The organism is Centipeda sp. (in: firmicutes) (assembly GCF_057271695.1).
In genome coordinates, this window is record NZ_DBHIVL010000005.1 from 1 (window position 1) to 25,822 (window position 25,822).

Sequence of the window (25,822 nt, forward strand, 5' to 3'; positions counted from 1 at the left end):
GGGCAAAAAAGATACGTCAAGATGGCGTGGCTGAATTTATCAGTGCTTCCTTTACATAAGGAAGGGAATGCGAATAAAGGAATCGCTGATAAAATAGACCCTCAGATTGGCGTAGATTTTTTCGTCCGAACAAGGAGGCAAACCCAACGCTTGCCAAAGCTATGTGGAGGATTCTAGGGCACAGACAGGGCGAAAAAGATGTGCTAAGACGGCGCGGCTGAATTTATCAGTGCTTCCTAAACCCGCAGAAAGGATATGGAATGAGTGAGCAAGATGCTCGCCCTGCCGCGACGGCGGGGGTTATGACGGCTGCGGCGGTGGTCTACGCGCTCGCGGCGATCTATCTGCCCATGCTGACAATGATGATGGGGATGTTCTGGCCGGTCTTTATCGCACTCGTGACGGTGCGTGAGGGGCTGCGCTGGGGCGTACTTGCCGCTGCTGCATCCCTGCTGCTCACGATGCTGTTTGCAACGCCGGTGACGGGGGCGTTCTTTGTGTTCTCGTTTGCGCCGACGGGGTTGGTGCTCGGCGCATTCTTCCGCCGCAGGGCGGACACGATGCGTGCTCTCGTGGGCGGCGCACTCGCCTCACTCGGCGGCAAGGTTGCGGCGGCACTCATGATGCTGCTGCTCTTCGGGCTGAACCCGTTTGCGATGGATATCTCCACGGCGAACGCGACACTGGACGAGACCCTGGCAATGTACCGCTCCCTCGGCATGGATGAGGCGCAGCTGGAGGAGACGCGCGTCGCGTCGACGCAGGTGCTCGAGCTGTTCGTGCTCATTCTGCCTGCGCTGTTCCTCGGCAGTTCCGTAATCGAGGTGACGGCGTGCTTTGCCCTCCTGCGCAAGGTACTCACGCGTCTGGGACTCCCTGCCTCGCCGCTGCCTGCGTTCACAGAGTGGCGGCTGCCCGTCTTTTTCCCGTATCTTTTTGCATTCTCGCTCATTGCGATCTACTGGGGAACGACGCGCGACATCACCCTGCTCTATCAGGCGGGGCTGAACGGCTATCTGATTGCCTTCATTGCAGGGCTGGTGCAGGGACTCTCTCTCGTGCAGTTCCTGATGAAACATTTTAAGGTGTCCTCGTTCGTGCGCATCCTCATCTATGTGTTCATCGCGCTGAACGGTTTCATGACGCAGATCCTCTCGTGGACGGGGCTGTTTGATATGGCGTTTGATTATCGGAAAAAGTTTCGGGAACGCAATCATTTACAGTAAAATAATATTTCTTGTATATACTTTGCATATAAAAAGAAGGTGATTCTATGCCGCGGAATTTATCCGCGTGGATCGACCTCACGGTCCATCTGATCGTCATGCTTGCGCTTGCACTTGTGACGTTCTGCTACAACCCCTACGTGGGGACGGCCGCGCTGCTCTTGTGGGCTCTGCTTGCGGCGTTTGCGTGGGAACGGTGTCGCGACAGAGAACGGCGGTTTGAACGCTACTGTATGGGCATTATCCGTAATGTCAACAATGTTATGAACTATGCGGTCGACTCGCTGCCGCAGTCGATTCTCCTCGTGAATCAGGACGGTCATCTCGAGTGGTGCAATCATCAGCTTGGAGAGTCCCTTGGCGGGGGAAAGCCGGAACAGGGAACGGCGGTTACGGATTTCTGGCCGAAGTTCAACCTTGAGACGGTCTGGGGCAGCGAGGGCGAGTATCGACTGCCGCATGAGGGACACTCGTACCGCATCCATCATCGCATGGTACCTACCCCGCCGAATATGGATCCGCTGCTTGCGCTCTACGTGGAGGATGAGACGGAGTTTGCCGATCTTGAGAAACGATTCCATGAGAGTCGGACGGCGCTCCTTTACATTCAGCTGGACAACTACGATGAGATCATGCAGGGGCAGTCGGAGGCGGAGAAGTCGATGCTGCTGCTCGCTGTGCGCGAGCGTCTGGATGCGTGGATGAACGGGCTTGGCGGCTTTATGCGCAGCATTTCGGATGGCGAGTTCGTCGCGCTGCTTGACCGCGCAGCACTCGATCATGCGATTGCGGAGAAGTTTGACATTCTCGACCAGGTGCGCAAGATTGTCAACTCGAAGGGGCTTCCCGTGACGCTCTCCATCGGGCTCTCGCTTGCGGCGGATCAGTCGCTCAAGGAGCTCGGTGAGGAAGCGGAGGCAAAGCTCGACCTCGCGCTCGGTCGCGGTGGCGATCAAGTGGCACTCGATATCAGCGGCAAGACGCAGTTCTTCGGCGGCAAGGCAAAGGCGGTCGAAAAGCATACGCGCGTCAAGGCACGTGTGGTGGCACACGCTCTGCGCGACATCATGGAGTTGGCGGACGAGGTCTATGTCATGGGGCATCACAACGAGGACTATGACTGCTTCGGCGCGGCGATGGGCGTTGCGTGTATGGCACGTGCGATTGGCAAGCCTGTGCACATTGTGCTCAGCGATACGAATGAGGGCATTGACCGCATTCTTGACATGGTAGGGAAAGACGAGGCGTATGAAGGGCTTTTCGTCCGCGCCGGCGATATCGCCGGTGTTGCCTCGCTTACTGCGCTGCTCGTCGTGGTGGACGCGCACATCCCGCACATTCTTGCCGACCCGACGCTGCTTGACCGCATTCCAAAGATTGTTGTGATCGACCATCACCGCCGCAGCGAGAACTTTGTCAAGAACCCGCTGCTCGTCTACATTGAGACGGCGTCCAGCTCGGCGAGCGAGCTTGTGACGGAGCTCTTGATGTATTTCGGTGATACGGTGCGCCCGACGCGTCTTGATGCGACGGCACTCTACTCGGGTGTCGTGGTGGATACGAAGAATTTCAATGTCGGTGCGGGGGTTCGCACGTTTGATGCGGCGGCGTATCTCCGCCGTGCGGGGGCAGACCCCGTGCTTGTGCGGGCACTATTCCAGAGCGACTACGAGACGACGGTTGCACTCGCGCGCGCCAAGGCGAATGCGGAGTATTTTGCGGGTGGATTGATCGTGGGCAGCATTCCCGAGCGTCTGGCGAATGGGCAGATCATTGCCGCACAGGCGGCGGACGGGATGCTGCGCGTGGATGGGGTGCGTATGAGCATCTATGTGTTCCAGCTGCCGGGCGATGCGGTGGGCATCAGCGCACGCTCGACGGGGGAGCTCAATGTTCAGGTGATTATGGAGGCGTTTGGCGGCGGCGGGCACGCGAATGTGGCGGGCGCGCAGGTCAAGGGCGTACCACTCAGTGTGGTGCGCGGCAACGTCGTCGAACGTGCTAGAGAGTATATAGAGGAGAGTGACAAACATGAAAGTCATACTGCAGGCGGACGTTAAGAATATCGGGAAAAAGGGCGAGATCGTGGAGGTTGCGGACGGGTACGGGCGCAATTTCCTCCTGCCGAAGAAGCTCGCACTGCCCGCAAACAGTGAGAATGTGAATGTGGCAAAGGCGCAGGCGGGCGCGAAGGCGCGCAAGGATGCGATGGCGGTCGACGAGGCAAAGCTGATGGCGGCACAGCTCGAAAAGGTCGCGGTGGAGATCCCCGTGCGCATCGGCGAGAACGGGCGGCTCTTCGGCGCGGTGACGGGCAAGGATGTCGCGGAGGCTCTGAAGAAGAAGAACATCGACGTGGATCGCCGCAAGATTACGATTCGCGGCGAGGTGGTCGGCGAGGGCCTCTACGAGGCAGTCGTCAAGGTGCATCCGAACATCGCGACGACGATCAAGATTCATGTGAGGAAAGAGTAGACATGGTGTCGAGTGCCCTTCGCAAACACCTCGTTACGCAAGCGGACGTACACTTATCTGCCTAAATACCTGCGGATTCCAAACGCGCTTTGCTTGAACGAAAGAAGTGCGCCGGGGGCGAGTCGCCTGTTTTACTCACTTGCTCCACTAGGGTTCACTTATGGGTATTGCACGCCTCATCCCCACCCGAAAGTCTCTCCTACCACAGCGGAGAGGGGATCTCACATAACAATTTCATCCAACAGGCTGATGAGGATTGCCTCATCAGCTTTTCTCTCAAAAGGAAACAATTTCTATGTCATTTTTTAAGGATTTATTCGGCAGTGAAGGGCAAGCGAAAAAGCCGCCTGAGCTTTCCACCGAGGCGCGGATTGATGCGGAGATTGCGGCGATCTTTCGGATGCTCGCAGATACGATGGGGACGGAACGCCTCGTGATACAGGCGGGCAAGATGAACGCAATGACGCTCATGCGCTCGGAGAATCGGCGCGAGCGCGTGCTTGCTCTCATGCGCATCCTTGAGGAGGATCCGCTGCTCTCCCCGCCGCCCTCGGAGGCGGAGATTCCCGAGATCCTGAACCGTATGACGGAGCAGCTTGCGGGGATTCTCGCACGGCGTGATCTCGAGGATCGCATCGAGCGCAAGGTGACGGAGAAGCTCGAAAAGGATCACGAGGAGTATGTGGACGACATCCGCCGCCAGGTGATCTCGGAGGAGAGCCCCGGCACGGAGTCGCCGCACGATAAGAAGAAGCGCGAGGATTTGGAGGCACTGGAAAGCATCCATCTCACACAGTCGGTCATGGAGCTCCTGCGTCCGCGCAGCTTCGATGAGGTGGTCGGTCAGGAGCGTGCCGTGCGCTCGCTCATGGCAAAGCTCTCCTCTCCCTATCCGCAGCACCTCCTTCTCTATGGGCCGCCGGGTGTGGGCAAGACGACGGCGGCACGCCTCGTGCTTGAGGCAGCGAAGAAGCGTGCGGCGTCGCCGTTCGCGGAGAATGCGCCGTTCGTGGAGACGGACGGAACAACGCTGCGCTGGGACCCGCGCGACATGACGAATCCGCTGCTTGGATCGGTACACGACCCCATCTATCAGGGGGCACAGAAGAGTCTTGCGGACAGCGGCGTGCCTGAGCCGAAGCCGGGGCTCGTGACGGACGCACACGGCGGCATCCTGTTCATCGACGAGATCGGTGAGATGGACGAGATGCTGCAAAATAAACTCCTGAAGGTGCTTGAGGACAAGCGAGCACATTTCGAGTCGGCGTATTACGACCCTGATGACAAGCGTGTACCGCCGTACATTCGGAAGCTCTTTGAGGAGGGCGCGCCTGCGGACTTTGTTCTCATCGGTGCGACGACACGCGAGGCGGATCATATCAACCCTGCACTCCGCTCACGCTGTGCGGAGATCTACTTTGAGCCGCTGACCCCCGCGCACATCCTCACGATTGTGGAGAATGCAGCGCAGCGTCTGAATGTCGAGCTTGCAGAGGGCGTGGCACAGCTCATCAGCACATACACCATTGAGGGACGCAAGGCAATCAACATTCTCGCGGATGCCTACAGCCTTGCACTGAATCGTCTCACGGATGCGGAGATTGCGCAGATTGTTTCACGTGAAACAGTGGAGGATGTCGCAAAGGAAAATGTTTCACATGAAACAGAGGGAGATCCGTCCAAAGTAAATGTGAAATCCCACCACATTGTTTCACGTGAAACATTGCCGCAGATTCGCGTCACGAAGGACGATATCTATGAGGTCGCGCAGGTCAGCCGCCTCTACCGTTTCGGTCGAAAGAAAGCCTCGGACACCCCAGCCGTTGGCAGGGTGTTTGGGCTTGGCGTCGCAGGATTCCTCGGATCGATCATCGAGATTGAGGCAGTAGCCTTTCCTGCAGCGGAGAAGGGGAAGGGCACGGTGCGCTTCAACGAGACGGCGGGCAGCATGGCGAAGGACTCCGTGTTCAACGCGGCGTCGGTCATGCGTCAGCTCACGGGGCGCGATATCCACGACTATGACATCCATGTCAACGTGATCGGCGGCGGCAACATTGACGGCCCAAGCGCGGGCACTGCCATTCTCGCGGCGATTGTCAGTGCGGTGACAGGGACGGCGATCCGTCAGAATGTGGCGGTGACGGGGGAGATCTCACTGCAGGGAGAGCTGAGACCCGTCGGCGGTGTTTTTGAAAAGGCATACGGCGCACGACAGGCAGGAATCTCCACGCTCATCATCCCGTGGGAGAACAAGAAGGATATCCCCGAGGAGCATCTGGGCCTAGAGATTCATCGTCTCAAGAAAGCGGAGGAGGCTTTTGCGGTTCTCTTTGCGGATGATACGTGGAAGAAGAAAGGAGAATCCGATGACGGAAGGACGCATCCCCCCACAGAGCATTGAGGCGGAGCTGTCCGTGCTTGGTGCAATGATGCTGAAACCTGCGGCGACGACACAGGCGATTGAGCTGCTACGAGCGGACGAGTTCTATCGGCAGGCACATCGCGCCGTGTTTGAGACAATGGAGGAATTGGTCAAAAACGGCGAGCCGGTCGACATTGTGACCGTGACGGAGCTGCTCAAAAAGAAGAATCTCATTGAGCAGGTCGGCGGTATTTCATTCCTTGCGAATCTGACGAACAGCGTGCCGAGCACGGCAAACCTTGTCCACTATGCAAAAATTGTCAAGGAAAAGGCGATCCTGCGCTCCCTCATTGACGCGAGTACGGAGATTGCGGGCGCAGCGTACGAGGCGAGCGAGGATATTGCCGAGCAGCTGGATGATGCCGAGCGCAAGATCCTTGCAATCGCAGGCGGTCAGACGACGGGTGCATTTGTCCCTGTGAAGGACGTGGTGTTCGACGCTGTGGATCGTGTGAGCGAACTTGCCAAGGCAAAGGGGGGGATTACGGGGCTCTCCACAGGTCTTACAACCCTCGATTCGGTGACACGCGGACTGCAAAAGTCGGATCTTATCATTGTTGCCGCACGCCCTGCAATGGGCAAGACGGCGTTCGTCCTCAACCTCGCAACGCATGTCGCCCTGCAGGGCGGCACGGTTGCTTTCTTTTCTCTGGAGATGCCGCGCGAGCAGCTGATGCACCGCATTTTCTGCGCCGAGGGGCAGATCGACGCGACGCGTCTCGCACGCGGCGAGCTCGACGATGAGGAGTGGTCCCGCCTTGTACAGGTTGCCGATCGCATGATGAAGACGAACCTCTACTTTGACGACACGAGCAGCACCACTGTCCTTGACATTCGCACGCGTGCGCGGCGACTGAAGGCGGAGCATGGCCTTGACCTCATCGCCATCGACTATCTCCAGCTCATCCAAGCCCCCGGCCGCGCGGAGAACCGCACCCTCGCCGTCGCGGAGATGACGCGCTCGCTCAAGGTGCTCGCACGCGAGCTGAACGTCCCCATCATTGTACTCTCTCAGCTCTCGCGCGCGACCGAGGGACGCTCGGACAAGCGTCCCATGCTCTCCGATCTGCGTGAGTCGGGCTCTATCGAGCAGGACGCAGACATTGTCATGTTCCTCTACCGCGAGGACTACTACAATCAGGACACGGAGAACGCGAACATCACCGAACTCAGCATTGCCAAGCACCGCAACGGTGCAACCGATACGGTGAGGATGTTCTTCCAGAAGGAGTATACGCGCTTCCGCGATCTTGCGCGTGAGGCGTGATTCCCTAGTGTTCACATGATACGGCGTCGGCATCAAAATGTTTCACGTGAAACATTTTCATCGCTCCCCTCAAAAAAGAGGGGATTTTTTTTGTCATTTGTGCTATGATGAAGGGAGTTTAAAGATAGGATATGCGCAGTTCTCATGTGCATTTTACAAATGGGTAGGGGAGGAAGAGTCGTGTTAAAGAGTATTGCAATCATGACGAGCGGGGGAGACAGCCCGGGGATGAATGCGGCGGCACGTGCGGTTGCGCGTACGGCACTCTATGAGGGCGTAAAGGTCTGGGGTATCGCCGATGGCTATCATGGCCTGCTCGAAGAGAATATGCGGGAATTGGAGTCCAAGGACGTGGGTGATATCATTCAGCGCGGCGGCACCTTCCTCGGAACGGCACGCTGCAAGCGGTGGCAGACGCCCGAGGGACGCCGTCTCGGACATGAACACCTCATCCAGCGCGGCATCGAGGGGCTCTGCGTCATCGGCGGTGATGGCTCTCTGCGCGGCGCACAGCTGCTCTCGGAGGAGTATGGATTCCCGATTGTGGGACTGCCGGGCACGATTGATAACGATGTCTGGGGAATGGACTATACGATCGGCTGTGACACAGCCGCGAACACGATCATCGATGCGATCAATAAGCTGCGCGACACGGCATCGGCGCATCGCCGCGTGATCGTGCTCGAGGTCATGGGGCGCGGCAGCGGCTGGCTGGCTCTTGTCGCGGGCATCTCTGGCGGTGCGGAGTACATCATTGTGCCCGAGGAGGAGTTCAACATCGAGGAGATCACAAAGAATCTCTCAAGTGCCTATGAGCATGGCAAGCGTTATATCCTCATCGTCGTCGCCGAGGGCGCGGCGAGCGGGCAGGAGATCTGCGACTACATCGCCAAGCATACGGACATCGAGACGCGCGTCTCCGTGCTCGGGCATATCCAGCGTGGCGGTTCTCCGACGGTCATCGACCGCGTACGCGCGAGCCAGCTCGGTGAGCAGGCAGCACTTGCCCTCATCTCGGGGCTCTCTGGTGTGGTGTTCGGCTACAGCAAGGGACACGTCGTCTCGGTCAACCTCTACGATGCCGTGAACAACAAGAAGAAGCTCGATCCCGACTATCTGCATCTGGCGAAGGTGCTGTTCTAAGAAAGCGCACTTCCCCCCGCAAAATAAATTATTAAAATAAACACTCCCGCAGAAAGGATGATCCCGTGGCAAAGATCATTGCGATTGCCAGCCAGAAGGGCGGCGTCGGCAAAACGACGACGGCGGTGAACCTCGCCGCTGCCGTTGCACGCGCCAAACGACGTGTCCTGCTTGTCGACATCGACCCGCAGGGGAATGCGACGAGCGGCTTTGGCATCGACAAGACGATGCTCATGTCGACCACCTATCGTGTCCTCATCGAGGGACGCAGTCTGCGGGAGTCGATTGTTCACTCGGACTACCGCGTGGATGTCCTGCCCGCGAATGTCGAGCTCGCGGGTGCGGAGGTTGAGCTGGCGGACATAGAGCGGCGCGAGACACGCCTCAGAGATGCGCTGACCGAGGTGGAGCACGACTACGACTACGTCTTCATCGACTGTCCGCCGTCCCTCGGCTTCCTCACACTGAACGCACTCACGGCAGCGCACGCCGTCCTCATCCCCATCCAGTGCGAGTTCTACGCATTGGAAGGGGTCGCGCAGCTGATGAACACGATCGGTCTCGTGCAGGAGAGTGCAAACCCCGCGCTCGGCGTGCAGGGGGTCGTCATGACGATGTACGACGGACGGACGCGGATTGCAACGCAGGTCGTTGACGAGGTAAAGAACGTCTTCGGTGCAGCACTTTACGAGACGCTGATCCCGCGCAACGTACGCCTTTCGGAGGCGCCGTCCTTCGGGCAGCCCATCACATCCTATGACATCACGTCGCGCGGTGCGGAGAGCTACATCGGGCTCGCAAGGGAGGTCATGAAGCGTGAAGAAAGCTAAACAGGGCGGCCTCGGACGTGGGCTTGGCGCACTCGGGCTTGGGAAAAATGTCCTTGCGGGTGCTCCAAAGACGGACACACCTGTGCGAGCGGAGGAAACACCTGCCGCAGCATCTGCCGTGCCCGAGAACCCGACCGAAATCTCAGTCGAAGTGATTGCACCGAACCGCTTTCAGCCGCGCCGCGAGTTCGATGAGGCGGCATTGGAGGAGCTGCGCGAGTCCATCGCGCGTCACGGCATCCTCCAACCACTCTCCGTGCGTGCCGTCGGCGACGGGAAGTATGAGCTGATTGCGGGGGAGCGTCGCCTCCGTGCGGCGCGTCTCGCGGGGCGCGCGACCGTTCCCGTGGTCGTGCGTACGGCATCGGATGCAGAGATGGCGGAGATGGCTCTCATCGAGAACATCCAGCGCGAGGATCTGAATCCCATCGAGGAGGCGCGCGCCTACGAACAGCTGCTGACGAAGTTCCGCCTCTCGCAGGAGGAACTGGCACGCCGCGTGGCACGCAGCCGCTCGGCGATTGCGAACAGCGTCCGCCTCCTGCGGCTCGCCGAGGAAGTACAGGCATTTATCGCGAACGGCGTCCTCTCCATGGGACAGACGCGTCCGCTCCTCGCACTTGAGAGCAAAACCCTCCAACGCGAAGCGGCGGAGTACATCCAGGAGCACGAACTCTCCGCGCGCGGCGCAGAAGCTCTGGTGAAACGACTTCTCAAGGATCCGAATGTGCTCAAAAAGGCAGCGCAGCCCGCGAAGGTGCGCACGCCCGACATCTTTGTCCGTGAGGCAGAGGAGCGGCTCACACGCAGCCTCGGGACAAAGGTGCGCATACAGGAGAGCCGCGAGCAGGGCAAGGGACGCCTTGAGATCAGCTATTTCTCCGCAGACGATCTCGAGCGGCTGCTGGCTCTCCTCACGGGTTCGGACAGCGCGGCAAAGGAGGACAAGCGCGCGGCACTGCGTGCCATCTCCACGCAATCCTTTACGGTGTGAATACCCCAAGTAACGTAGGGAAGAAGGGAAAAAGCATTGTTTCTGAACAATCTTGTCAACTATATTGCGGCACATGAGGCATCCCTCCTGCTCGCCTCGATGCTGCTCATTCTGGTCTTATTGATTCTCGTCATTTATACGATGGTGCGCCTCTCGACGATGAGCAGCCGTTACCGCGAGATGATGCGCGGCTCGGAGACGGAGGACATTGAGGGGATGTTGCTCCAACACATCCACGAGGTCGAGCAGGTCGCCGCGACGAACACGCGCATCCTCGAGGAGAACGAACTCATCCGCCAGTTCATCCGCAAGTCTCTCGTACGCACCGCGATGGTGCGTTTTCGCGCATTCGAGGACATGGGCGGTGACCTCAGCTATGCGGTTGCGATGCTCGATGCAAACAACGACGGCGTGATCTTCTCAAGCATCTTCGCGCGGGCGGACTCGCGCAGCTACATCAAGCCGATCAAGGGCGGCTCCTCGGAGTACCCGCTGACCGATGAGGAAAAGGGCGTGCTGCGGGAGGCAATGGCACAGCCGCTGCCGATTCAGTATTGAAATAGCACAGGAAACCTGCTGGCACTCAGCAGGTTTTCATTTTGTTCGGCTAGGATAGGGCGAAGAAAACGGACCTGACACATCATAACATAGGAGAACGACTTGAACGAAGAAAAACGCTATAAAATTCAATTCATCGACAGCGAGGAGGATGTGACGCGCACTGTGCGCCTGTCACTGCGCTCTCTGCGCGTGCTCGCCGTCGGGGCGGGCGCGGCAGTTGCCCTCCTCACCGTCGGTGCAGTGCTCTCCGTCTACACGCTGATGAACGGAGAAATGCACGCGTCTGAGACGGCACAGCTGCGCGAGGCGAACCGCATCCAGCAGGAGCAGATCCTACAGGTGTCGAAAAAGGCATCCGCCCTCCAACAGGATCTTGACAGTCTCCGCCGCGCCGAGGACGGGCTGCGTGCTATTGTCGGTGCATCGCCCGCCGCAGCGGACGAGACTGTGCAGGAGGGGATGGTCTCGCCGACGGGCGGCGAGCAGCATACGCCGACCACGGCGGATCTCTCCGAGGCACTCGAGATGATCGAGGAACGTCTCAGTACGCGCCGCTCGTCCATTGACCTCCTCGCCGAGACCATGCGCAGGGAGTTCCCCGGTGCGGCCTCCTATGCCTCGGACAGTGCCCCCCACACGACGCCCTCCATCTGGCCGGCGGCGGGCTACGTCAGCTCGCCCTACGGGCTGCGCTTTAACGGCACGGAGTTCCATCAGGGGATCGACATTGCCGCCGATATGGGCACGCCCATCGTTGCAACCGCTGACGGTGTTGTTACGGCGGCAGGGTGGAACGGCGGCTATGGCAACATGGTCGATGTGGATCACGGCGGCGGCATCGTGACGCGCTACGGGCACGCCTCCGCCGTCGCTGTGACGGTCGGACAGCAGGTGCGGCGCGGTGAGGTCATCGCCTATGTCGGCTCGACGGGACGCTCCACGGGGCCCCATGTTCACTACGAGGTGCGCGTGAACGGTGCGCCCGTCAATCCCGCAGGATATCTATAAGAGAGGAACGCTATGAAAGCCAGTATCTGCCTGCTTGCCGCAGGTCTTCTCATCCTCCCCGCGGGGGGGGACGCCGCCGAGAAAGCGGACATCCACGAGGTCATGACGGCGCAGGAGCACCACGGGAGTACCGTTGCCACAGAAGCGCATGCACGCGCGAATACACGGGACGAGGAGAGCGTCTTGGACGAGGAGATGGACGAGCTGGGCGATGAGCCTGTCGGCTCGGGCTCTGCCACCACCGTCCATCCCGTCAATGAGGAGACAGTGAAAAAGGATGTTGCCGAGGATCCGTCCGCACCGCAGAGGGGCGGGCGCGGGAGCGGCACGGCTCTGAGTGCCCATGTGGACGGTGCGTCCGACGACGCTGCCTACGGGGTGGCGACGGCGATCGAGCCCGTGACCTTGAAGGAGGGCGACTGGCTCTTTATCGAGGGCGACGAGCGGCGCGGCTGGTTCTTTGACCGCTCGAAGATGCAGCGCAACAGCGATGGGAGCATCTCCTACTGGCAGCTCATCCTCTACAACGACCTCGGCAAGGCGCAGTTCGTGGATGCAATGCACGACGAAGCGTACCGCAATGTCGGCTACACACTCCAACGGCGCGTGCTCGACACGAAGAAAAACACGATCCGCACCTATGAGATCATCGCCTATGACGCTGAGAATACCGTCATTACGGACAGTGAGCGTGACGGGCACGCCGCCGAGATCCGTCCGAACACAATGGCGGCGAAGGAGCGCAATGCCGTGAAGAAGGCGGCGAAGAAAAAAAATAAATCGTACACATGATGAGAATAAATGTCGCATATTGACAGCACGGCGATTTCCTGTTAGAATTAATGCACAATTAAATCGCGGGAGAGAATGAGCTCTCTTCCACGTTTCCGAGCAAAAATATCTAAGGGCAGTGCGCCTATGATATTGCGCCAGTGCTGCGGGATTTTCCCAAGACGCGCACAGGGGTCGCGCAGAAATGCGCGCGCCTTCCCGCCGGGAGGAATCGCCTCCCCATTGAAAAGGAAGCGACAGAATTGCCGTCACAGGGCTTTTTCATGTATCTGTTTTCGTGTGTGCAGATGCAGTGTATATGGCTGTGTTAAGGGGCTGTTTGTCGTGCCTTTGGGTGCGGGAGACAGCCCTTTTTTGGATGCAAAAACGAACACAAAATTAGTTTTCGTATTGCCCAAAAGTGTATAGGAAGCACTGATAAATTCAGCACTGCCATCTTGACGCATCTTTTTTGCCCGCACTGTGTCGGCAAATCCTCCACATAGCCCTCGCTATGCGTCCGGTTTGCCTCCTTGTTCGGACGAAAAATCTACGCCAATCTGACAGACTTCATTTTATCAGCGATTCCTATATCTTTTTTGATGGGATGGGTGTATAATTATGAAAATTTTCTACAGCTAGGAGTAATAATTATCAATTATAAATGGTGTATTGGTTAGGAGGATTCATGTGAGTAAAAGGGAGAGCTTGTGGGAGACCTATCTCGCAAAGGGCATGAGTCGGCGCAGCTTTTTGAAGGGCTGTGTGACGCTCACGTCCCTGATGGGGCTGAGCACGGACATGATGACGAAGGTCGTCGAGGCGGCGGAGACGAAGCCGCTGCCGGTCGTGATCTGGCTGCATGGGCACGAGTGCACGGGCTGCGATGAGTCCTTCATCCGCTCGGGTGCACCGCTTGCATCCGATCTCGTGCTGAACAACATCGCGCTTGAGTACAGCCATGTCCTGAGTGCGGGCTGCGGCGAGCCGTTCGAGGAGCACCTCGAGACCACGATCAAAAAGTACCACGGAGAGTATATTCTCGCAGTCGAGGGTGCGGTCGCATCGGGGGCGCACGAGTATACCTGCATGTCGGGCGGACATCCCTTCTCGCATACGCTGAGGCGTGTCGCCGAGGGGGCAAAGGCGGTCATCGCCTACGGGACGTGTGCGACGGCGGGCGGCATCCAGGCAGCTGCGCCGAATCCGACGGAGTCCAAGGGCATCCGCTCGTTCATTGGCGCGAAACCCTACATCGCCGTGCCCGGCTGCCCGCCGATCCCTGAGGTTATGACGGGTGTCGTCATGCATGTCGCGCTCTTCGGCACACTGCCCCCGCTCGACGGGGAGGGACGGCCGCGCCAGTTCTACGGCAACCGTATTCACGACACCTGCTACCGCCGTCCGTTCTTCGATGCGGGCATGTTTGCCGATCGCTTCGACGATGCGGGCGCAAAGGCGGGGTGGTGTCTCTATCATCTCGGCTGCCGAGGGCCTGAGACGTACAACTCCTGCGGAAATCTGCGGTGGTATCAGGGGATGTCGTACCCCATCCAGTCGGGGGCACCCTGCATCGGGTGCAGCAATGCGAATTTCTGGGACGATGCACCCTTCTCGAAACGTCTGCCCGAGTATGACGGCATCGACGTGGATATGGTCGGTGCGGGGCTTGCCGTGGCGACGGCAGTTGGTGTCGCGGCACACGCGGGCGCGAGCCTCGTACAGAAGAAATGCCATGAGAAGCAGCTCGAAAAAGAGGGAAAGCAGGTGCATGAATGAAACACGTTGTTGTCGACCCGATTACGCGCATTGAGGGACATCTGCGCGTCGAGATCCAGGTGGATGAGGCGACGGGCAAGGTCACGGATGCCATCTCCTCCGGTACGGCATGGCGCGGTCTCGAGCTCGTCATGAACGACCGCGACCCGCGCGATGCGTGGGCATACATCCAGCGCATCTGCGGTGTGTGCACGTCGTCCCATGCGCTCGCGTCGCTGCGCGCCGTGGAGGACGCGTTTGGCATCACCATTCCGAAGAATGCACACTACATCCGCAACATCATTGCGGCATGCCTCGGACATCAGGACCACATCATCCATTTCTACCACCTCCACGCGCTCGACTGGGTCAGCCCGCTCGAGGCGCTGAAGGCGGATCCTGCGGCGACGGCGGCACTCCAGAACACGGTGCTCAGGACCTATCGTCTCCCCTTCCGCGGCCCTCAGGGACTCGATACGGAGGCATACCCGCACGACGTGCCCGTCTCGAATCCCGAGTACTATGCGGCGATCAAGGCGAAGGTGCAGAAGATCGTGGAGAGCGGTCAGCTCGGTATTTTCTCCGCGCAGTGGTGGGATCACCCCGACTATCAGATGCTGCCGCCCGAGGTGCACCTCATGGCGATCTCGCATTACCTCGAGATGCTGGACAAGCAGCGCGATCTCGTCGTGCCGCACGTTGTCTTCGGCGGCAAGAACCCGCATCCGCACTATGTGCTCGGCGGCATGCCCTGCTCCATCTCAATGGAGGACGGCAATGCGCCGATCAACACGGCACGCCTGGCGATTGTCGACCGCTCGATCCAGTCCGCGCGTCATATGATGAACGACTACTACCTGCCGGACGTGCTCGCCATCGGGCATCTGTATGTGCAGAAAGGCTATGTCTCGGGCGGCGGTCTCGCGAAGGAGCGCGTGCTCGGCTTCGGTATGTTCCCCGAGGAGTCGTTCAGCGGCGCGACGAACGGCGATTTCTTCAAGGATCTGCTCGTGCGCTGCAACGGCGTTGTCGAGAACTTTGCGGGTGGCGTGATGCAGGCAAAGGTCTATGATTTCAAGATGGAGGATGTCTCCGACCCCGAGGTCATCAGCGAGAGCGTCGAGCACGGCTGGTACGAGTACAGCGGCGGCGACAGCAAGGGGCTGCATCCGTGGGAGGGCGAGACGAAGCCGCACTACACGGAGCCGAAGGAAGGCACGAAGACGGAGTGGAAGGCGCTGAACGAGCAGGGCAAATACTCGTGGCTCAAGACGCCGAAATGGCGCGGCAAGCTCTGCGAGGTCGGTCCGCTCGCGCGCTATATCGTGCTCTACACGAAGGCAAAGCAGGGGCTGCTCGGCGAGCTGACGTGGGCGGAGCAGCTGATTGTCGACCAGATCGACGCAGTGACGAAGGTGCTCGGCGTTCCTGCCGAGGCGTGGCTGCCCTCGACGGTCGGCCGCACGGCGGCACGTGCGCTCGATGCGCAGCTGCAGGCGGAGATCAGCAAGTTCTTCTTTGACAAGCTCGTTGCGAACATCAAGAGCGGCGACACGCGCGTGGTGAACAACGACAAGTGGGATCCCTCGACCTGGCCGAAGGAGGCAAAGGGCGTCGGCTTCTACGAGGCACCGCGCGGTGCGCTCAGTCACTGGGTCGTCATCAAGGACGGCAAGGTGGCGAACTATCAGGCGGTTGTGCCGACGACGTGGAACGCCTGCCCGCGCGATGATGCGGCAGGACACGGCGCATACGAGATGTCGATGATGGATACGCCCGTGAAGATTGCGGACAAGCCGCTCGAGATCGTGAAGGCGGTGCGCTCGTTCGATCCGTGCATGGCGTGCTCGACCCACCTCTTTAACGCGAAGGGGGAGAAGATCCGCGTCGTCACGACCGACCCCTACGCCGGCGTGCGCGTGGACGAATAGGGGGCGATCCGCATGAAACAAGAAGTACGCAAGGAGTACTACCTCTTTAGCCCCTTTCTGCGCATCTTTCACTGGCTGATGGTCATTGCGATCATCGTGCTCTTTATCACGGGCTTTCTCATTACGAAGCCGCCCGTGATCCTTGCCTCCGAGCCGACGAATACGCCGCTCCTGATGAACCTCGTGCGCAACATCCACTTCATTGCGGCGTTTGCGTTCTGTGCGGGCTTCATCGGGCGCGTCTACGGCTTTATCATCAATCGCGGCGATCGCCTTTTCCCGCATTTCTGGAAAAAGCAGTACTATCTGGATGCGTGGGAAGTTGTGCAGCACTACATTTTCCTGCGCACGTCTCATCGCCCCTTCCTGCGCAACCCTCTGGCGCGCGCAGCATACGCGGGGCTGTATGTGATGGTGGCGGTCGAGGTGCTGACGGGCTTTGCTATGTACTACATGACGGAACCGTCGGCGATCGGCGGCATCCTGTTCGGTTGGGTGAACCATGTCCTCGGGAACGAGTTCATGTCGCATTTCGTGCATCACTATGCGGCATGGGCGATTATGCTGTTCGCGATTGGGCATTTCTACCTCGTCGTCCGTGCGGAGTTCATGGAGGGTGAGGCGGAGGTCTCAAGTATGTTCGCAGGGTCGAAGCTGCTGCGGCATACGGCGGCAGACGCACAGGATGTGGAGTGAGGTTTGCGTTGGGCAAACAGCGTAGGATGGGAACGAATCAAAGGAGATCTTTATGTGTAAGGAATGTGGCTGCGGCCTCGCGGAGAGTACGACGCATTTGCAGTTTTTTGTCAAGGGCTATACGACGGAGAATGCTGCCGCCGTGGAGAAGGCTCTCCTCGGCCTTGCGGGTGTGCTCTATGTGCACATCCACACGCATGACGGTGAGACGACGGTGGACTATGACCCGGCAAAGACGAAGATGACGGAACTCATCAGCACCTTCGCTGCGCACAATCTCTCGGCGGAGCTCTAGGATGCACGAGATGGCGATTGCCGAGGGCATCCTTGACATCGCCCTCATGCACGCGCGGGACAACCATGCGCAGCGCATCGAGCGCATCCACCTCCTCCTCGGAGAGCTCTCGGGGGTGGAGACGGAGGCATTGACGCTTGCCTTTCGGACGCTCGTGCGCGGGACCATGGCGGAGACGGCGGCACTGACGTGGACGAGCATCCCCCTTGCGGGACGCTGCCACGACTGCGGCAAAGAACGCGCGCTGCGCCCGCAGGACTACCTCTGCCCCGACTGCGGGGGCGGGATGGAGTTCACGCATGGGCGCGAGATGCGCGTCGACTATATAGAGATGGAATAGGTATGAAAGTAGTTGTAAAGGCGGACATCCTTGGGCAGAACGAGGCGACGGCGGCGGAGAATGCGGCACTCTTTGCGCGGCATGGCATCTATGCGCTGAATCTCCTCGGCTCGCCCGGCTGCGGCAAGACCTCTCTGCTCGAGCAGACACTCGCGGCACTCGGCGGGGAGCTGCGCATGGCGGTCATCGAGGGGGATCTCTTCACGACGAAGGATGCGGCGCGCATCGAACGCTGCGGTGCGCCTGTCGTGCAGATCAATACGAGCGGCGGCTGTCATCTGGACGCGGCGATGGTCGCGGCGGCACTCGGGAAACTGGATTTGTCCGCGCTCGATCTCCTCGTAATTGAGAACGTCGGCAACCTTGTCTGCCCCGCCGAGTTCGCGCTCGGCGAGGATGCAAAGGCGGTTGCGCTCAGCATCACGGAGGGCGACGACAAGCCGCTGAAGTACCCGCTCATTTTCAAGGAGTCGGCGGTGGCTCTTCTCAATAAGGTGGACATCCTGCCCTATACGAATTTCGATATGGAGGCGGCGTGCGCGGACATCACGGCACTGCACCCCGGGATCTCTGTTCTGCCGATTTCGTGTCGGACGGGCGAGGGACTTGCGGCGTGGTACGACTGGCTGCGCGCGCAGGTGCGGGCGAAGAAGAAGCAGGCGTGACAATAGGAGGAAGGCGATGAGAGTGATCAATGACCAGTTGGTTGCGGTGGCACCCGTGACGGTGCTTGGCATCGGCAATATTATTTTGCGGGACGAGGGCTTTGGCGTGCGTGCCGTGGAGTATCTGGAGGAGCACTTCCACTTTCCTCACGATGTCCGTCTGCTCGATGGCGGGACGCTCGGCCCGGAGCTGCTGCATTTTGTCACGGGGACACAGAAGCTGCTCATCCTCGATGCTGTCGCGGGCGACGCACTTGCGGGAACGGTCTACCGCTTTGAGGACGACGCGGTGATGGCGCATTTTCAGGAAAAGATGTCTTCGCACGAAATCGGGATTCAGGATGTGCTCGCGTGGTTGACGGTGACGGAGCGGGCGATTCCGAATGTTGTTGTGCTCGGCGTGCAGCCGTACGAGGTGACGGCGGGGCTCTCGCTCAGTCCGGAGATGGCGGCGGCACTGCCGCGCTTTGCGCATCGTGCGGTGGAGGAGCTGATCCGTTGGGGGATCGTTCCCACAGCGCGTGCGGCATCCGATCGGCAGAGTGCATGACCGTGCGGCAGAGTGATCGAATGGCAGTGGAAGGCGCGCGGACAAGGCGCGCCTTTCGTGTCTCAGGGATTGTGCAGGGGGTGGGGTTCCGCCCCTTTGTCTACCGTCTTGCACGGGAATATGGTCTGGCGGGATGCGTATGGAATGACAGCGCGGGCGTCGGCATCGAGGCGGAGGGAACGGCAGAGGAACTCGACGCATTCGCAGCGGCACTGCACGCGGAAGCTCCGCTTGCGGCATCTGTAACCGCTGTGACATTCGAGGAGGTCTCGCCGACGGGGGAGCAGGTCTTTCAGATCCTGCCGAGCCATGTGGGAACGCTCGCGCGGACGCTTGTCTCGCCCGACCTTGCGGTCTGTGCGGACTGCCGCCGTGAGATTTTGTCCGATGAAAACAGGCGGCACGGCTACGCCTTTACGAACTGTACGAACTGCGGCCCGCGCTACGCGATCATCCGCGGCGTTCCCTATGATCGTCCGCTGACCTCGATGGCTTCGTTTCAGATGTGTGATGCGTGCCAGCGCGAGTACGATGACCCCGCTGATCGCCGCTTTCACGCCCAGCCGAATGCGTGCGCGGATTGCGGCCCCGTCTACCGTCTCCTTGTTGATGGGGTGGCGGAGGTGGGCGAGCCGCTCGCGCGGGCGCGGGCGATGGTCGCGGCGGGCGGCATTGTTGCGGTCAAGGGCATCGGCGGTTATCATCTCGCGTGTGATGCGCGCAGTGACGCGGCGGTGCGCCGTCTGCGACAGAGGAAGCGGCGCGAGGCGAAGGCGCTCGCCGTGATGGCGGGTTCGCTCGCGCTCGTGCGGAAGCTCTGCACGGTATCGGCGGAGGAGGAGCGGTGGCTCACCTCGCCCGCCGCCCCGATCGTGCTGCTCCGTCGGCGTGCGGATGGGGTGGATGCTGTTGCAGAGAGCGTTGCGCCGGGGAATGCGTACCTCGGGGTGCTCCTGCCGTATGCGCCCGTGCATCTCCTCCTGCTCGAACAAAATGATCTCTGGGTGATGACGAGCGCGAACCTCAGCGGCGAGCCAATCCTCTACGAGGACGACGCCGCCGTACGGGGACTTGCGGGAATAGCGGATGCCATCCTCCTGCACAATCGGGAGATTGTGCACCGTGTTGACGATTCGGTGATGCGCATGACGGCGGGCGGGCGGCAGATCATCCGCCGCAGCCGGGGCTTTGCGCCGACGCCGCTTGCCCTCCCCTTTGCGCGTTCGAGTGCCGTCCTTGCGGGCGGCGCGGAGCTGAAGAATACGTTCTGCCTGACGCGCGGGGCAGAGGCGTTTCTGAGCGAGCATATCGGCGATCTGATGGAGCGTTCTGTGCTCGCGTCCTACGAGGCGACCATCGCGCATTACGAACAGTTCTTTGCGGTGCGGCCGGAGGTGCTTGTGGCAGACCTCCATCCTGCCTATCTCTCGGGGCAATACATGGCGGCGCGTGCCGCACGGGAGGGGCTTCCGCTCGTGCGCGTGCAGCACCATCACGCGCACATTGCTGCGGTGCTCGCCGAACACGCCTGTCATGAGCGCGTGCTCGGTGTCGCACTCGATGGGACGGGGTACGGCGATGACGGTGCTTCGTGGGGCGGGGAGTTTATGGCTGCCAATCTCGCGGACTATGAGCGGTGCGCCCACTTTGCCTATATCCCCCTGCCGGGCGGCGACCGAGCGGCCGCAGAGCCGTGGCGGCTCGCGCTCTGGGTGCTCCATGGGATGTACGGGGCAGAGCTTGCGGCGCATGCACCGCGCTTTGCGGCTGCGCTTCCCGCAGGATGGGAACTGCTGATGCAGGCGACGGCGGCGGGGGTGAATGCACCGCCGACCTCGAGCGCGGGGCGGCTCTTCGATGCGGCGGCGGCACTGCTTGGCATCTGCCGTGTAAATGTGTACGAGGGACAGGCGGCAATCGGACTGGAACTCTGTGCGCGGCGCGCACGGCGGGCGGGCGTTGTGCTGCCGTATCGTATGAACTGCGCATCTGTGCCGATGACGGTGGACTTTCTGCCCGTGCTGCGTGCGCTCGCGGACGGCGCGGAAGGGCTGACGGATGAGGAGCATGCGGGGCGTGCGCTCGACTTCCATGTGACGATGGCAGCGGCGGTCGCGGAGATGCTCGGCATTCTGGCGACGCGGACGGGTCTTCGCACGGCGGTGCTTTCGGGCGGTGTGTTCCAGAATGCGCTGCTGCTGGAGAATCTGCTCACACGTCTCGGCGATTTCCGTGTGCTCCTGCCGCACAATGCCCCGCCGAACGATGGCGGCATTGCATACGGGCAGGCGGCGGCGGCACGCGCACGGATGGAGAAGAATTGAAGTTGAAGGAGAAACTATGTGTTTAGCAGTTCCTGCAAAAATCGTTGACATACAGGATCAGCTTGCCTCGGTGGAGGTGAGCGGGGTGCGCCGCGCGGCAAGTCTCATGCTGTTGCCCAAGGCGGCGGTGGGGGACTATGTGCTCGTCCACGCGGGCTTTGCGATGCAGATTGTCGATCATGAAGAGGCGGAGCGCATCGAGGCTCTGCGGGCGGAGATGCGCGGTGCGCCGCGTATGGTGGAGAGCATCCCATGAGGAGCGCACAGGACACGCGGCAGGCTGCCTCGGAGATCGTTGCGGATCTGCGCCGCATTCTCGCGGCACGGAGCAGGAGCATCCGCATTATGGAGGTTTGCGGCACGCACACGGTTGCGATTTTTCGCGCGGGACTGCGGCAGATTCTGCCCGAGGGCATCGAGCTGGTCTCGGGGCCCGGCTGCCCTGTCTGTGTGACGGCGGACGACTACATCGACGCGGCGATTGCGTATGCGGGGATGGAGGATGTCATCATCACAACGTTCGGCGATATGCTGAAGGTGCCGGGTACGCATTCAAGCCTTGCCGAGGTGCAGGCACAGGGCGCGGATGTCCGCATCGTCTACTCGCCGCTCGACGCGCTCACGGTCGCAGCGGAAAATCCGAGCAAGCAGGTTGTATTCCTTGCCGTCGGATTTGAAACGACTGCGCCAACCGAGGCTGCGGCGGTGCTCGCAGCAGAGGCGCAGGGGCGCGGGAACTTCTTTTTGCTCTCCGCGCAAAAGCTCGTCCCGCCCGTGATGCGTGCGCTCCTCGATGGCGGGGAGACGCGCGTTGACGGCTTCCTCCTGCCGGGACACGTCTCGGTGGTGACGGGGACGGATGCCTTTGACTTCCTCGCGCGGGACTACCATATCCCCGGCGTTGTGGGCGGCTTTGCCCCGCTTGAGATTCTGCGTGCCTTGCAGATGATTGTGCATCAGATCGGCGCAGGGGAGGTGCGCATCAAGAACGCATACGAGACGGTTGTGCGGCGGGAGGGCAATCCGGTCGCGCGTGCGGCAATCGAGCGTGTCTATGAACCTGCGACGGTGCGTTGGCGCGGGCTGGGTGAAATCCCCGCCTCGGGGCTCGTGATGCGGGAGGAATATGCGGCGTTCGACTTTGCCTGCGTACGTCCGCTCGCGCATGCGACGGTTGGGGATGGGCGGAACGGATGCCGCTGCGGCGAAGTGCTGCGCGGTGCAATCGTGCCGCGTGACTGTGCGCTCTTTGGCAGGGTCTGTGTGCCGGAGCACGCGATCGGCCCGTGCATGGTGTCGGTCGAGGGAACGTGTGCCGCATGGTATAAATATGGGGGAGGAAAATTCCGCTATGGAGCATGAGGTCATCACACTCGCGCACGGTGCGGGCGGAAAGATGAGTCACGCGCTGATGGAGGAGGTCGTGCTGCCGGAGCTCGGCAATACGATCCTCAATACACTGCATGACGGTGCAATCCTGCCCAATGCGGGACGCGTTGCGTTTACGACGGACTCCTACGTCGTGCAGCCGCATTTCTTCCCCGGCGGGAGCATCGGGCGGCTTGCCGTCTGCGGGACGGTCAACGATCTGGCGATGACGGGCGCAGTCCCGCGCTGGCTCTCGCTCGCCGTGATCCTCGAGGAGGGCTTCCCGATGGAGACCCTGCGCCGCATCGTGCGCGACATCCGCACGGCGGCACAGGAGGCGGGCGTTCTCATCGTCACGGGTGATACGAAGGTTGTGCCGCGCGGCTGCGGCGACGGCATCTACATCAACACGGCGGGTGTTGGGGAGCTGATCGCGGGCGTGGACATCGCTCCGACGAACATCAAGGCGGGCATGGACATCATCGTTTCGGGTACGCTCGGCGACCATGCGGCTACGGTCATGGCGGCGCGGCACAATCTGACACTGCCGCCTGAGATCATGAGTGACAGTGCGCCGCTCTGCCACATGACGGCAGCGATGCTCGCGGCGGCTCCCTCCATCGCCGTCCTGCGCGACCCGACGCGCGGCGGCGTGGCGGCATCGCTGAACGAACTCGCGGGTGCGGCGGGCGTCGGCATCCTGCTGGACGAGGCGGCAATCCCCGTCCATCCCGCCGTGCAGGGAGTCTGCGACATCCTCGGATTCGACCCGCTCACACTCGCGAACGAGGGGAAACTCCTCGCCTTTGTCCCGCCCGAAGACACGGAGCGCGTCCTCGCCGTCATGCACGCCGACCCGCACGGACGTGCTGCGTGCGTCATCGGTCATACGACGGCGGAGGCGGCGGGTGCAGTCGGCTTGCGTACCGCACTCGGCGGCATCCGCGTCGTGGATCTGCCGCTCGGGGCCCTTGTGCCGCGCATTTGCTGAGAGGTATTTCGGTATGTACCCCTCGTGAACACCTCGTTTCGCAAGTGATCGTGTGCTTATCTGCCTAAATACCGACGAATTTCTAAGGAATCGCTGATAAAATGAAGTCTGTCGGATTGGTACAGATTTTTTGTCCGAACAAGGAGGCAAACCGGACGCATAGCAGGGGCTATGTGGAGGATTTGCCGACACAGTGCGGGCAAAAAAGATGCGTCGAGATGGCGCGGCTGAATTTATCAGTGCTTCCCTAAACGTCCTTCAGTTGAACGACGAAATTCGTCGGGGGCAGAACGCACGCTTTACTCACTTGCTCCACTAGGATTCACTTTGGGGCACATATCTCCATGGATTGCATACGCAGAAATTTTGGTTTGCAATTTTCCACGCACGAAAAAGCGGGCAGTGGTCAGCCGCCCGCTTTTTTCTTGAAGAATCGCTGAGAACCTAGCCTTTCTCCCCGATTCTTCCCTTATCTATCTGTAGTAGGATGATAGTAAGCTGTATTACTTCGTGAGATGCACGTCGGGGATCTCAACATCGTGGTGTGTGTCCGGGTCGACGTTGGAGTACACGCCCGGCTTCGTCTCGAACGCCTTGAGATTGTCCGCGTTCGCCTCAAGCATATCCTCGACAAAACGCTCCACCGCATCTGCAAAATAGACTGCCATTTCAGTTCCCCTTTTCTGTCGATTTCTGCCCTGCCGCACCTCTCTGTCCGTGCTGAATGTATCAGTGCTTCCTTAACTTAGCACTTTTTCTGTATTGTATAAAATATTTCTTTCTGATAAAATGATAGTGTCAACCTATGAAAAAAATTTATTTCATGTGTGACTTTTATACTATTCCGCTATTTCGATATATAGTAAACTAATATAGGGGGGGCAAATGGCACCAGGAATCATACTAAGGGAGATGAGCCGGATGACGTTGGTACAGATGCGATATTTCTACGAGGTATGCCAGTGGCAGAACATCACAAAGGCGGCGGAGCACCTGCACGTCTCACAGCCGACCGTCACCGTCGCCATGCAGGCACTCGAGGCGGAGACGGGGCTGAACCTGTTCCACCGCGAGGGACGCAAGATTACGGTCACGGCGGACGGCGCGAAACTCCTCGGCAAGGTCTCGTACATCCTCACGGAGGTCGCGCGCCTGGACGCCGAGATTCGCGACATGGCACACCGTCATGCAAAGGTGCGGATTGCAATGCCGCTGCAGCTCGGCGGCATCTTCCTGCCGCATATCCTCGGCGACTTTCGCCGCGAGCACCCCGAGATCGACCTTGAGATCATCGAGACAGGCGGCGTGAGTGCGCTCCAGATGGTCGAGGAGGAAAAGCTGGACTTTGCGCTGACGAACTACACCGTCGATTTCAGCGCACGCCTCTCGTACGCGAAACTCTTTGACTGCGAGTGTACCTTTGTTACGCGCCCCGACCACCCCTTTGCACGGCGGCACGCCCTCAGCGTCATGGAGCTGAAGGACGAGCCGCTCATCATGCTCGACAGCAACTTCTTCATTGACCGCCTCGTGCAGGATGCGTATGGACGCGCGGGGGAAAAGCCGAACGTCATCCACTACTCGCCCTACCTCCACACCGTCAAGAACCTCGTGCACGCGGGGATCGGCTCGACCTTCCTCGCACGGCCGTCCGTGCTGCCGACGGACAACTTCGTCCAGATCCCCCTGCTCGACCCCATCTTCATCAACAGCGGACTTGTGACGAAAAAGGGACGCCAGACCTTCGACGACGTGCGCCTCGTTATGAACTACCTGCGCGGTCTGACAAAGGAACTGCTCGGCGACGGGAAGAAGAAAACCGTCTGACGGCAGCGATGTCGTCAGACGGGATGTGTGCTTGTGTATCATTGTTCCGCAGTGCTCTGTTTTATGCGTCTGTAAATACGGATATGTTTTTGCGCGGCGAGCATCTGCCACTCCCCAGGGGACAGGTGCTCGTCGATTTTTTGACTACGTCGTGTATCCCAGAGCAGATAGATGTCGCGGTCGTGTGGCAACTCCTCGAACGTCAACACCGGCATGACATATTTACGTCGCCAGTCCATGCCCGAACCCGTTCGCTGTGCGTGCTCTGCCGCAGGGATGAGATCGTAGACCATGTGATCCGCATAGTAGACCACTGAGGTCTGATACTCCCCATAGGAAACGATGAGGTCGTCCTCCCTCACATGCTTGTTTAGCACGGA

At 60.1% G+C, this 25,822-nt stretch carries 26 protein-coding genes, 1 pseudogene and 1 riboswitch; of the genes and pseudogenes, 24 read left to right on the forward strand and 3 right to left on the reverse strand.

Annotated features, from left to right (window positions below):
* Window positions 1–260: 260 nt before the first annotated feature.
* The 11 genes from ACO6BQ_RS01750 (at window position 261) to ACO6BQ_RS01800 (ending at window position 12,718) form a co-directional block, all read left to right on the forward strand.
* Window positions 261–1,226, forward strand: coding sequence for a YybS family protein (locus ACO6BQ_RS01750; protein ID WP_489119126.1), 966 nt, complete (start codon window positions 261–263; stop codon window positions 1,224–1,226).
* Window positions 1,227–1,273: 47 nt separating this feature from the next.
* A complete protein-coding gene (locus ACO6BQ_RS01755; protein ID WP_489119128.1) occupies window positions 1,274–3,286 on the forward strand; it encodes a DHH family phosphoesterase in 2,013 nt (670 codons plus the stop codon).
* The gene (gene rplI, locus ACO6BQ_RS01760) at window positions 3,258–3,701 is read left to right on the forward strand and encodes a 50S ribosomal protein L9 (RefSeq protein ID WP_489119130.1); all 444 of its coding nucleotides are present in this window, start codon (window positions 3,258–3,260) and stop codon (window positions 3,699–3,701) included. Before ACO6BQ_RS01755 ends, rplI begins: the two co-directional genes overlap by 29 nt.
* A 295-nt stretch (window positions 3,702–3,996) precedes the next feature.
* On the forward strand, window positions 3,997–6,102 hold the full coding sequence (locus ACO6BQ_RS01765; RefSeq protein WP_489119132.1) for a S16 family serine protease: 2,106 nt from the start codon (window positions 3,997–3,999) through the stop codon (window positions 6,100–6,102).
* On the forward strand, window positions 6,068–7,390 hold the full coding sequence (gene dnaB / locus ACO6BQ_RS01770; RefSeq protein WP_489119134.1) for a replicative DNA helicase: 1,323 nt from the start codon (window positions 6,068–6,070) through the stop codon (window positions 7,388–7,390). The genes ACO6BQ_RS01765 and dnaB overlap by 35 nt, the downstream gene beginning before the upstream one ends.
* Window positions 7,391–7,570: 180 nt before the next feature.
* A complete protein-coding gene (gene pfkA, locus ACO6BQ_RS01775; RefSeq protein WP_489119136.1) occupies window positions 7,571–8,533 on the forward strand; it encodes a 6-phosphofructokinase in 963 nt (320 codons plus the stop codon).
* Window positions 8,534–8,598: 65 nt separating this feature from the next.
* On the forward strand, window positions 8,599–9,363 hold the full coding sequence (locus tag ACO6BQ_RS01780; RefSeq protein ID WP_489119138.1) for a ParA family protein: 765 nt from the start codon (window positions 8,599–8,601) through the stop codon (window positions 9,361–9,363).
* On the forward strand, window positions 9,350–10,357 hold the full coding sequence (locus tag ACO6BQ_RS01785; protein WP_489119141.1) for a ParB/RepB/Spo0J family partition protein: 1,008 nt from the start codon (window positions 9,350–9,352) through the stop codon (window positions 10,355–10,357). The genes ACO6BQ_RS01780 and ACO6BQ_RS01785 overlap by 14 nt, the downstream gene beginning before the upstream one ends.
* Before the next feature lie 36 nt (window positions 10,358–10,393).
* Complete coding sequence (locus ACO6BQ_RS01790; RefSeq protein ID WP_314666084.1) at window positions 10,394–10,915, forward strand: DUF4446 family protein; 522 nt, start codon at window positions 10,394–10,396, stop codon at window positions 10,913–10,915.
* A 102-nt stretch (window positions 10,916–11,017) separates the two neighbouring features.
* On the forward strand, window positions 11,018–11,926 hold the full coding sequence (locus ACO6BQ_RS01795; protein ID WP_489119144.1) for a M23 family metallopeptidase: 909 nt from the start codon (window positions 11,018–11,020) through the stop codon (window positions 11,924–11,926).
* Window positions 11,927–11,938: 12 nt separating this feature from the next.
* The gene (locus tag ACO6BQ_RS01800) at window positions 11,939–12,718 is read left to right on the forward strand and encodes a hypothetical protein (RefSeq protein ID WP_489119147.1); all 780 of its coding nucleotides are present in this window, start codon (window positions 11,939–11,941) and stop codon (window positions 12,716–12,718) included.
* Between the two features lie 81 nt (window positions 12,719–12,799).
* Window positions 12,800–12,967, forward strand: a riboswitch (molybdenum cofactor riboswitch).
* A gap of 157 nt (window positions 12,968–13,124) precedes the next feature.
* On the opposite strand, the pseudogene ACO6BQ_RS01805 reads toward ACO6BQ_RS01800, so the two are convergent.
* A pseudogene (locus tag ACO6BQ_RS01805) lies at window positions 13,125–13,247 on the reverse strand (secretion protein HlyD); the annotation flags it as partial.
* Window positions 13,248–13,387: 140 nt separating this feature from the next.
* Between ACO6BQ_RS01805 and ACO6BQ_RS01810 the strand changes: the two are divergent.
* The 12 genes from ACO6BQ_RS01810 to ACO6BQ_RS01865 all read left to right on the forward strand — a co-directional run bounded on the left by ACO6BQ_RS01810 (window position 13,388) and on the right by ACO6BQ_RS01865 (window position 23,866).
* Window positions 13,388–14,476, forward strand: coding sequence for a hydrogenase small subunit (locus tag ACO6BQ_RS01810; RefSeq protein WP_489119149.1), 1,089 nt, complete (start codon window positions 13,388–13,390; stop codon window positions 14,474–14,476).
* Window positions 14,473–16,386, forward strand: a complete 1,914-nt coding sequence (locus ACO6BQ_RS01815; RefSeq protein ID WP_489119151.1) for a nickel-dependent hydrogenase large subunit — start codon at window positions 14,473–14,475, stop codon at window positions 16,384–16,386. The genes ACO6BQ_RS01810 and ACO6BQ_RS01815 overlap by 4 nt, the downstream gene beginning before the upstream one ends.
* Before the next feature lie 12 nt (window positions 16,387–16,398).
* Window positions 16,399–17,082: a Ni/Fe-hydrogenase, b-type cytochrome subunit gene (gene cybH, locus ACO6BQ_RS01820; RefSeq protein ID WP_489119153.1), complete on the forward strand. Its 684-nt coding sequence runs from the start codon at window positions 16,399–16,401 to the stop codon at window positions 17,080–17,082.
* A 52-nt stretch (window positions 17,083–17,134) separates the two neighbouring features.
* The gene (locus ACO6BQ_RS01825) at window positions 17,135–17,377 is read left to right on the forward strand and encodes a hypothetical protein (RefSeq protein ID WP_315452801.1); all 243 of its coding nucleotides are present in this window, start codon (window positions 17,135–17,137) and stop codon (window positions 17,375–17,377) included.
* Between the two features lies 1 nt (window position 17,378).
* A complete protein-coding gene (locus ACO6BQ_RS01830; RefSeq protein ID WP_489119155.1) occupies window positions 17,379–17,717 on the forward strand; it encodes a hydrogenase maturation nickel metallochaperone HypA/HybF in 339 nt (112 codons plus the stop codon).
* Between the two features lie 2 nt (window positions 17,718–17,719).
* On the forward strand, window positions 17,720–18,382 hold the full coding sequence (gene hypB / locus ACO6BQ_RS01835; protein WP_489119157.1) for a hydrogenase nickel incorporation protein HypB: 663 nt from the start codon (window positions 17,720–17,722) through the stop codon (window positions 18,380–18,382).
* A gap of 16 nt (window positions 18,383–18,398) precedes the next feature.
* Window positions 18,399–18,932, forward strand: a complete 534-nt coding sequence (locus tag ACO6BQ_RS01840; protein WP_489119159.1) for a HyaD/HybD family hydrogenase maturation endopeptidase — start codon at window positions 18,399–18,401, stop codon at window positions 18,930–18,932.
* Window positions 18,929–21,256 (forward strand): carbamoyltransferase HypF, encoded by a 2,328-nt coding sequence (gene hypF / locus ACO6BQ_RS01845; RefSeq protein ID WP_489119208.1) that lies wholly within the window; start codon window positions 18,929–18,931, stop codon window positions 21,254–21,256. The genes ACO6BQ_RS01840 and hypF overlap by 4 nt, the downstream gene beginning before the upstream one ends.
* A 16-nt stretch (window positions 21,257–21,272) precedes the next feature.
* Window positions 21,273–21,512 carry a HypC/HybG/HupF family hydrogenase formation chaperone gene (locus ACO6BQ_RS01850; protein WP_489119161.1) on the forward strand — a complete coding sequence of 80 codons (240 nt, stop codon included), beginning with the start codon at window positions 21,273–21,275 and terminating at the stop codon, window positions 21,510–21,512.
* Window positions 21,509–22,618 carry a hydrogenase formation protein HypD gene (gene hypD, locus ACO6BQ_RS01855; RefSeq protein WP_489119163.1) on the forward strand — a complete coding sequence of 370 codons (1,110 nt, stop codon included), beginning with the start codon at window positions 21,509–21,511 and terminating at the stop codon, window positions 22,616–22,618. The genes ACO6BQ_RS01850 and hypD overlap by 4 nt, the downstream gene beginning before the upstream one ends.
* Window positions 22,608–23,615, forward strand: a complete 1,008-nt coding sequence (gene hypE / locus ACO6BQ_RS01860; protein ID WP_489119165.1) for a hydrogenase expression/formation protein HypE — start codon at window positions 22,608–22,610, stop codon at window positions 23,613–23,615. The genes hypD and hypE overlap by 11 nt, the downstream gene beginning before the upstream one ends.
* Window positions 23,616–23,716: 101 nt before the next feature.
* A complete protein-coding gene (locus tag ACO6BQ_RS01865; RefSeq protein ID WP_489119167.1) occupies window positions 23,717–23,866 on the forward strand; it encodes a secretion protein HlyD in 150 nt (49 codons plus the stop codon).
* A gap of 252 nt (window positions 23,867–24,118) precedes the next feature.
* Here ACO6BQ_RS01865 and ACO6BQ_RS01870 read toward each other — a convergent pair whose 3' ends face one another.
* Window positions 24,119–24,283 carry a hypothetical protein gene (locus tag ACO6BQ_RS01870; protein ID WP_006305454.1) on the reverse strand — a complete coding sequence of 55 codons (165 nt, stop codon included), beginning with the start codon at window positions 24,281–24,283 and terminating at the stop codon, window positions 24,119–24,121.
* 253 nt (window positions 24,284–24,536) lie between these two features.
* Between ACO6BQ_RS01870 and ACO6BQ_RS01875 the strand changes: the two genes are divergently transcribed.
* Window positions 24,537–25,442: a LysR family transcriptional regulator gene (locus ACO6BQ_RS01875; protein WP_489119170.1), complete on the forward strand. Its 906-nt coding sequence runs from the start codon at window positions 24,537–24,539 to the stop codon at window positions 25,440–25,442.
* A 38-nt stretch (window positions 25,443–25,480) separates the two neighbouring features.
* Here the strand turns inward: ACO6BQ_RS01875 and ACO6BQ_RS01880 are convergent, their stop codons facing one another.
* The gene (locus ACO6BQ_RS01880; RefSeq protein WP_489119172.1) at window positions 25,481–25,819 is read right to left on the reverse strand and encodes a hypothetical protein; all 339 of its coding nucleotides are present in this window, start codon (window positions 25,817–25,819) and stop codon (window positions 25,481–25,483) included.
* Window positions 25,820–25,822: the final 3 nt, after the last annotated feature.

Bases quoted from the DNA above. Each gene is read 5' to 3' on its own strand.
- ACO6BQ_RS01750 (WP_489119126.1), top strand. From the start codon at position 261: ATGAGTGAGCAAGATGCTCGCCCTGCCGCGACGGCGGGGGTTATGACG.
- ACO6BQ_RS01755 (WP_489119128.1), top strand. From the start codon at position 1,274: ATGCCGCGGAATTTATCCGCGTGGATCGACCTCACGGTCCATCTGATC.
- rplI (WP_489119130.1), top strand. From the start codon at position 3,258: ATGAAAGTCATACTGCAGGCGGACGTTAAGAATATCGGGAAAAAGGGC.
- ACO6BQ_RS01765 (WP_489119132.1), top strand. From the start codon at position 3,997: ATGTCATTTTTTAAGGATTTATTCGGCAGTGAAGGGCAAGCGAAAAAG.
- dnaB (WP_489119134.1), top strand. From the start codon at position 6,068: ATGACGGAAGGACGCATCCCCCCACAGAGCATTGAGGCGGAGCTGTCC.
- ACO6BQ_RS01800 (WP_489119147.1), top strand. From the start codon at position 11,939: ATGAAAGCCAGTATCTGCCTGCTTGCCGCAGGTCTTCTCATCCTCCCC.
- ACO6BQ_RS01815 (WP_489119151.1), top strand. From the start codon at position 14,473: ATGAAACACGTTGTTGTCGACCCGATTACGCGCATTGAGGGACATCTG.
- cybH (WP_489119153.1), top strand. From the start codon at position 16,399: ATGAAACAAGAAGTACGCAAGGAGTACTACCTCTTTAGCCCCTTTCTG.
- ACO6BQ_RS01825 (WP_315452801.1), top strand. From the start codon at position 17,135: ATGTGTAAGGAATGTGGCTGCGGCCTCGCGGAGAGTACGACGCATTTG.
- ACO6BQ_RS01830 (WP_489119155.1), top strand. From the start codon at position 17,379: ATGCACGAGATGGCGATTGCCGAGGGCATCCTTGACATCGCCCTCATG.
- hypB (WP_489119157.1), top strand. From the start codon at position 17,720: ATGAAAGTAGTTGTAAAGGCGGACATCCTTGGGCAGAACGAGGCGACG.
- ACO6BQ_RS01840 (WP_489119159.1), top strand. From the start codon at position 18,399: ATGAGAGTGATCAATGACCAGTTGGTTGCGGTGGCACCCGTGACGGTG.
- hypF (WP_489119208.1), top strand. From the start codon at position 18,929: ATGACCGTGCGGCAGAGTGATCGAATGGCAGTGGAAGGCGCGCGGACA.
- ACO6BQ_RS01850 (WP_489119161.1), top strand. From the start codon at position 21,273: ATGTGTTTAGCAGTTCCTGCAAAAATCGTTGACATACAGGATCAGCTT.
- hypD (WP_489119163.1), top strand. From the start codon at position 21,509: ATGAGGAGCGCACAGGACACGCGGCAGGCTGCCTCGGAGATCGTTGCG.
- hypE (WP_489119165.1), top strand. From the start codon at position 22,608: ATGGAGCATGAGGTCATCACACTCGCGCACGGTGCGGGCGGAAAGATG.
- ACO6BQ_RS01865 (WP_489119167.1), top strand. From the start codon at position 23,717: ATGAAGTCTGTCGGATTGGTACAGATTTTTTGTCCGAACAAGGAGGCA.
- ACO6BQ_RS01870 (WP_006305454.1), bottom strand. From the start codon at position 24,283: ATGGCAGTCTATTTTGCAGATGCGGTGGAGCGTTTTGTCGAGGATATG.
- ACO6BQ_RS01875 (WP_489119170.1), top strand. From the start codon at position 24,537: ATGACGTTGGTACAGATGCGATATTTCTACGAGGTATGCCAGTGGCAG.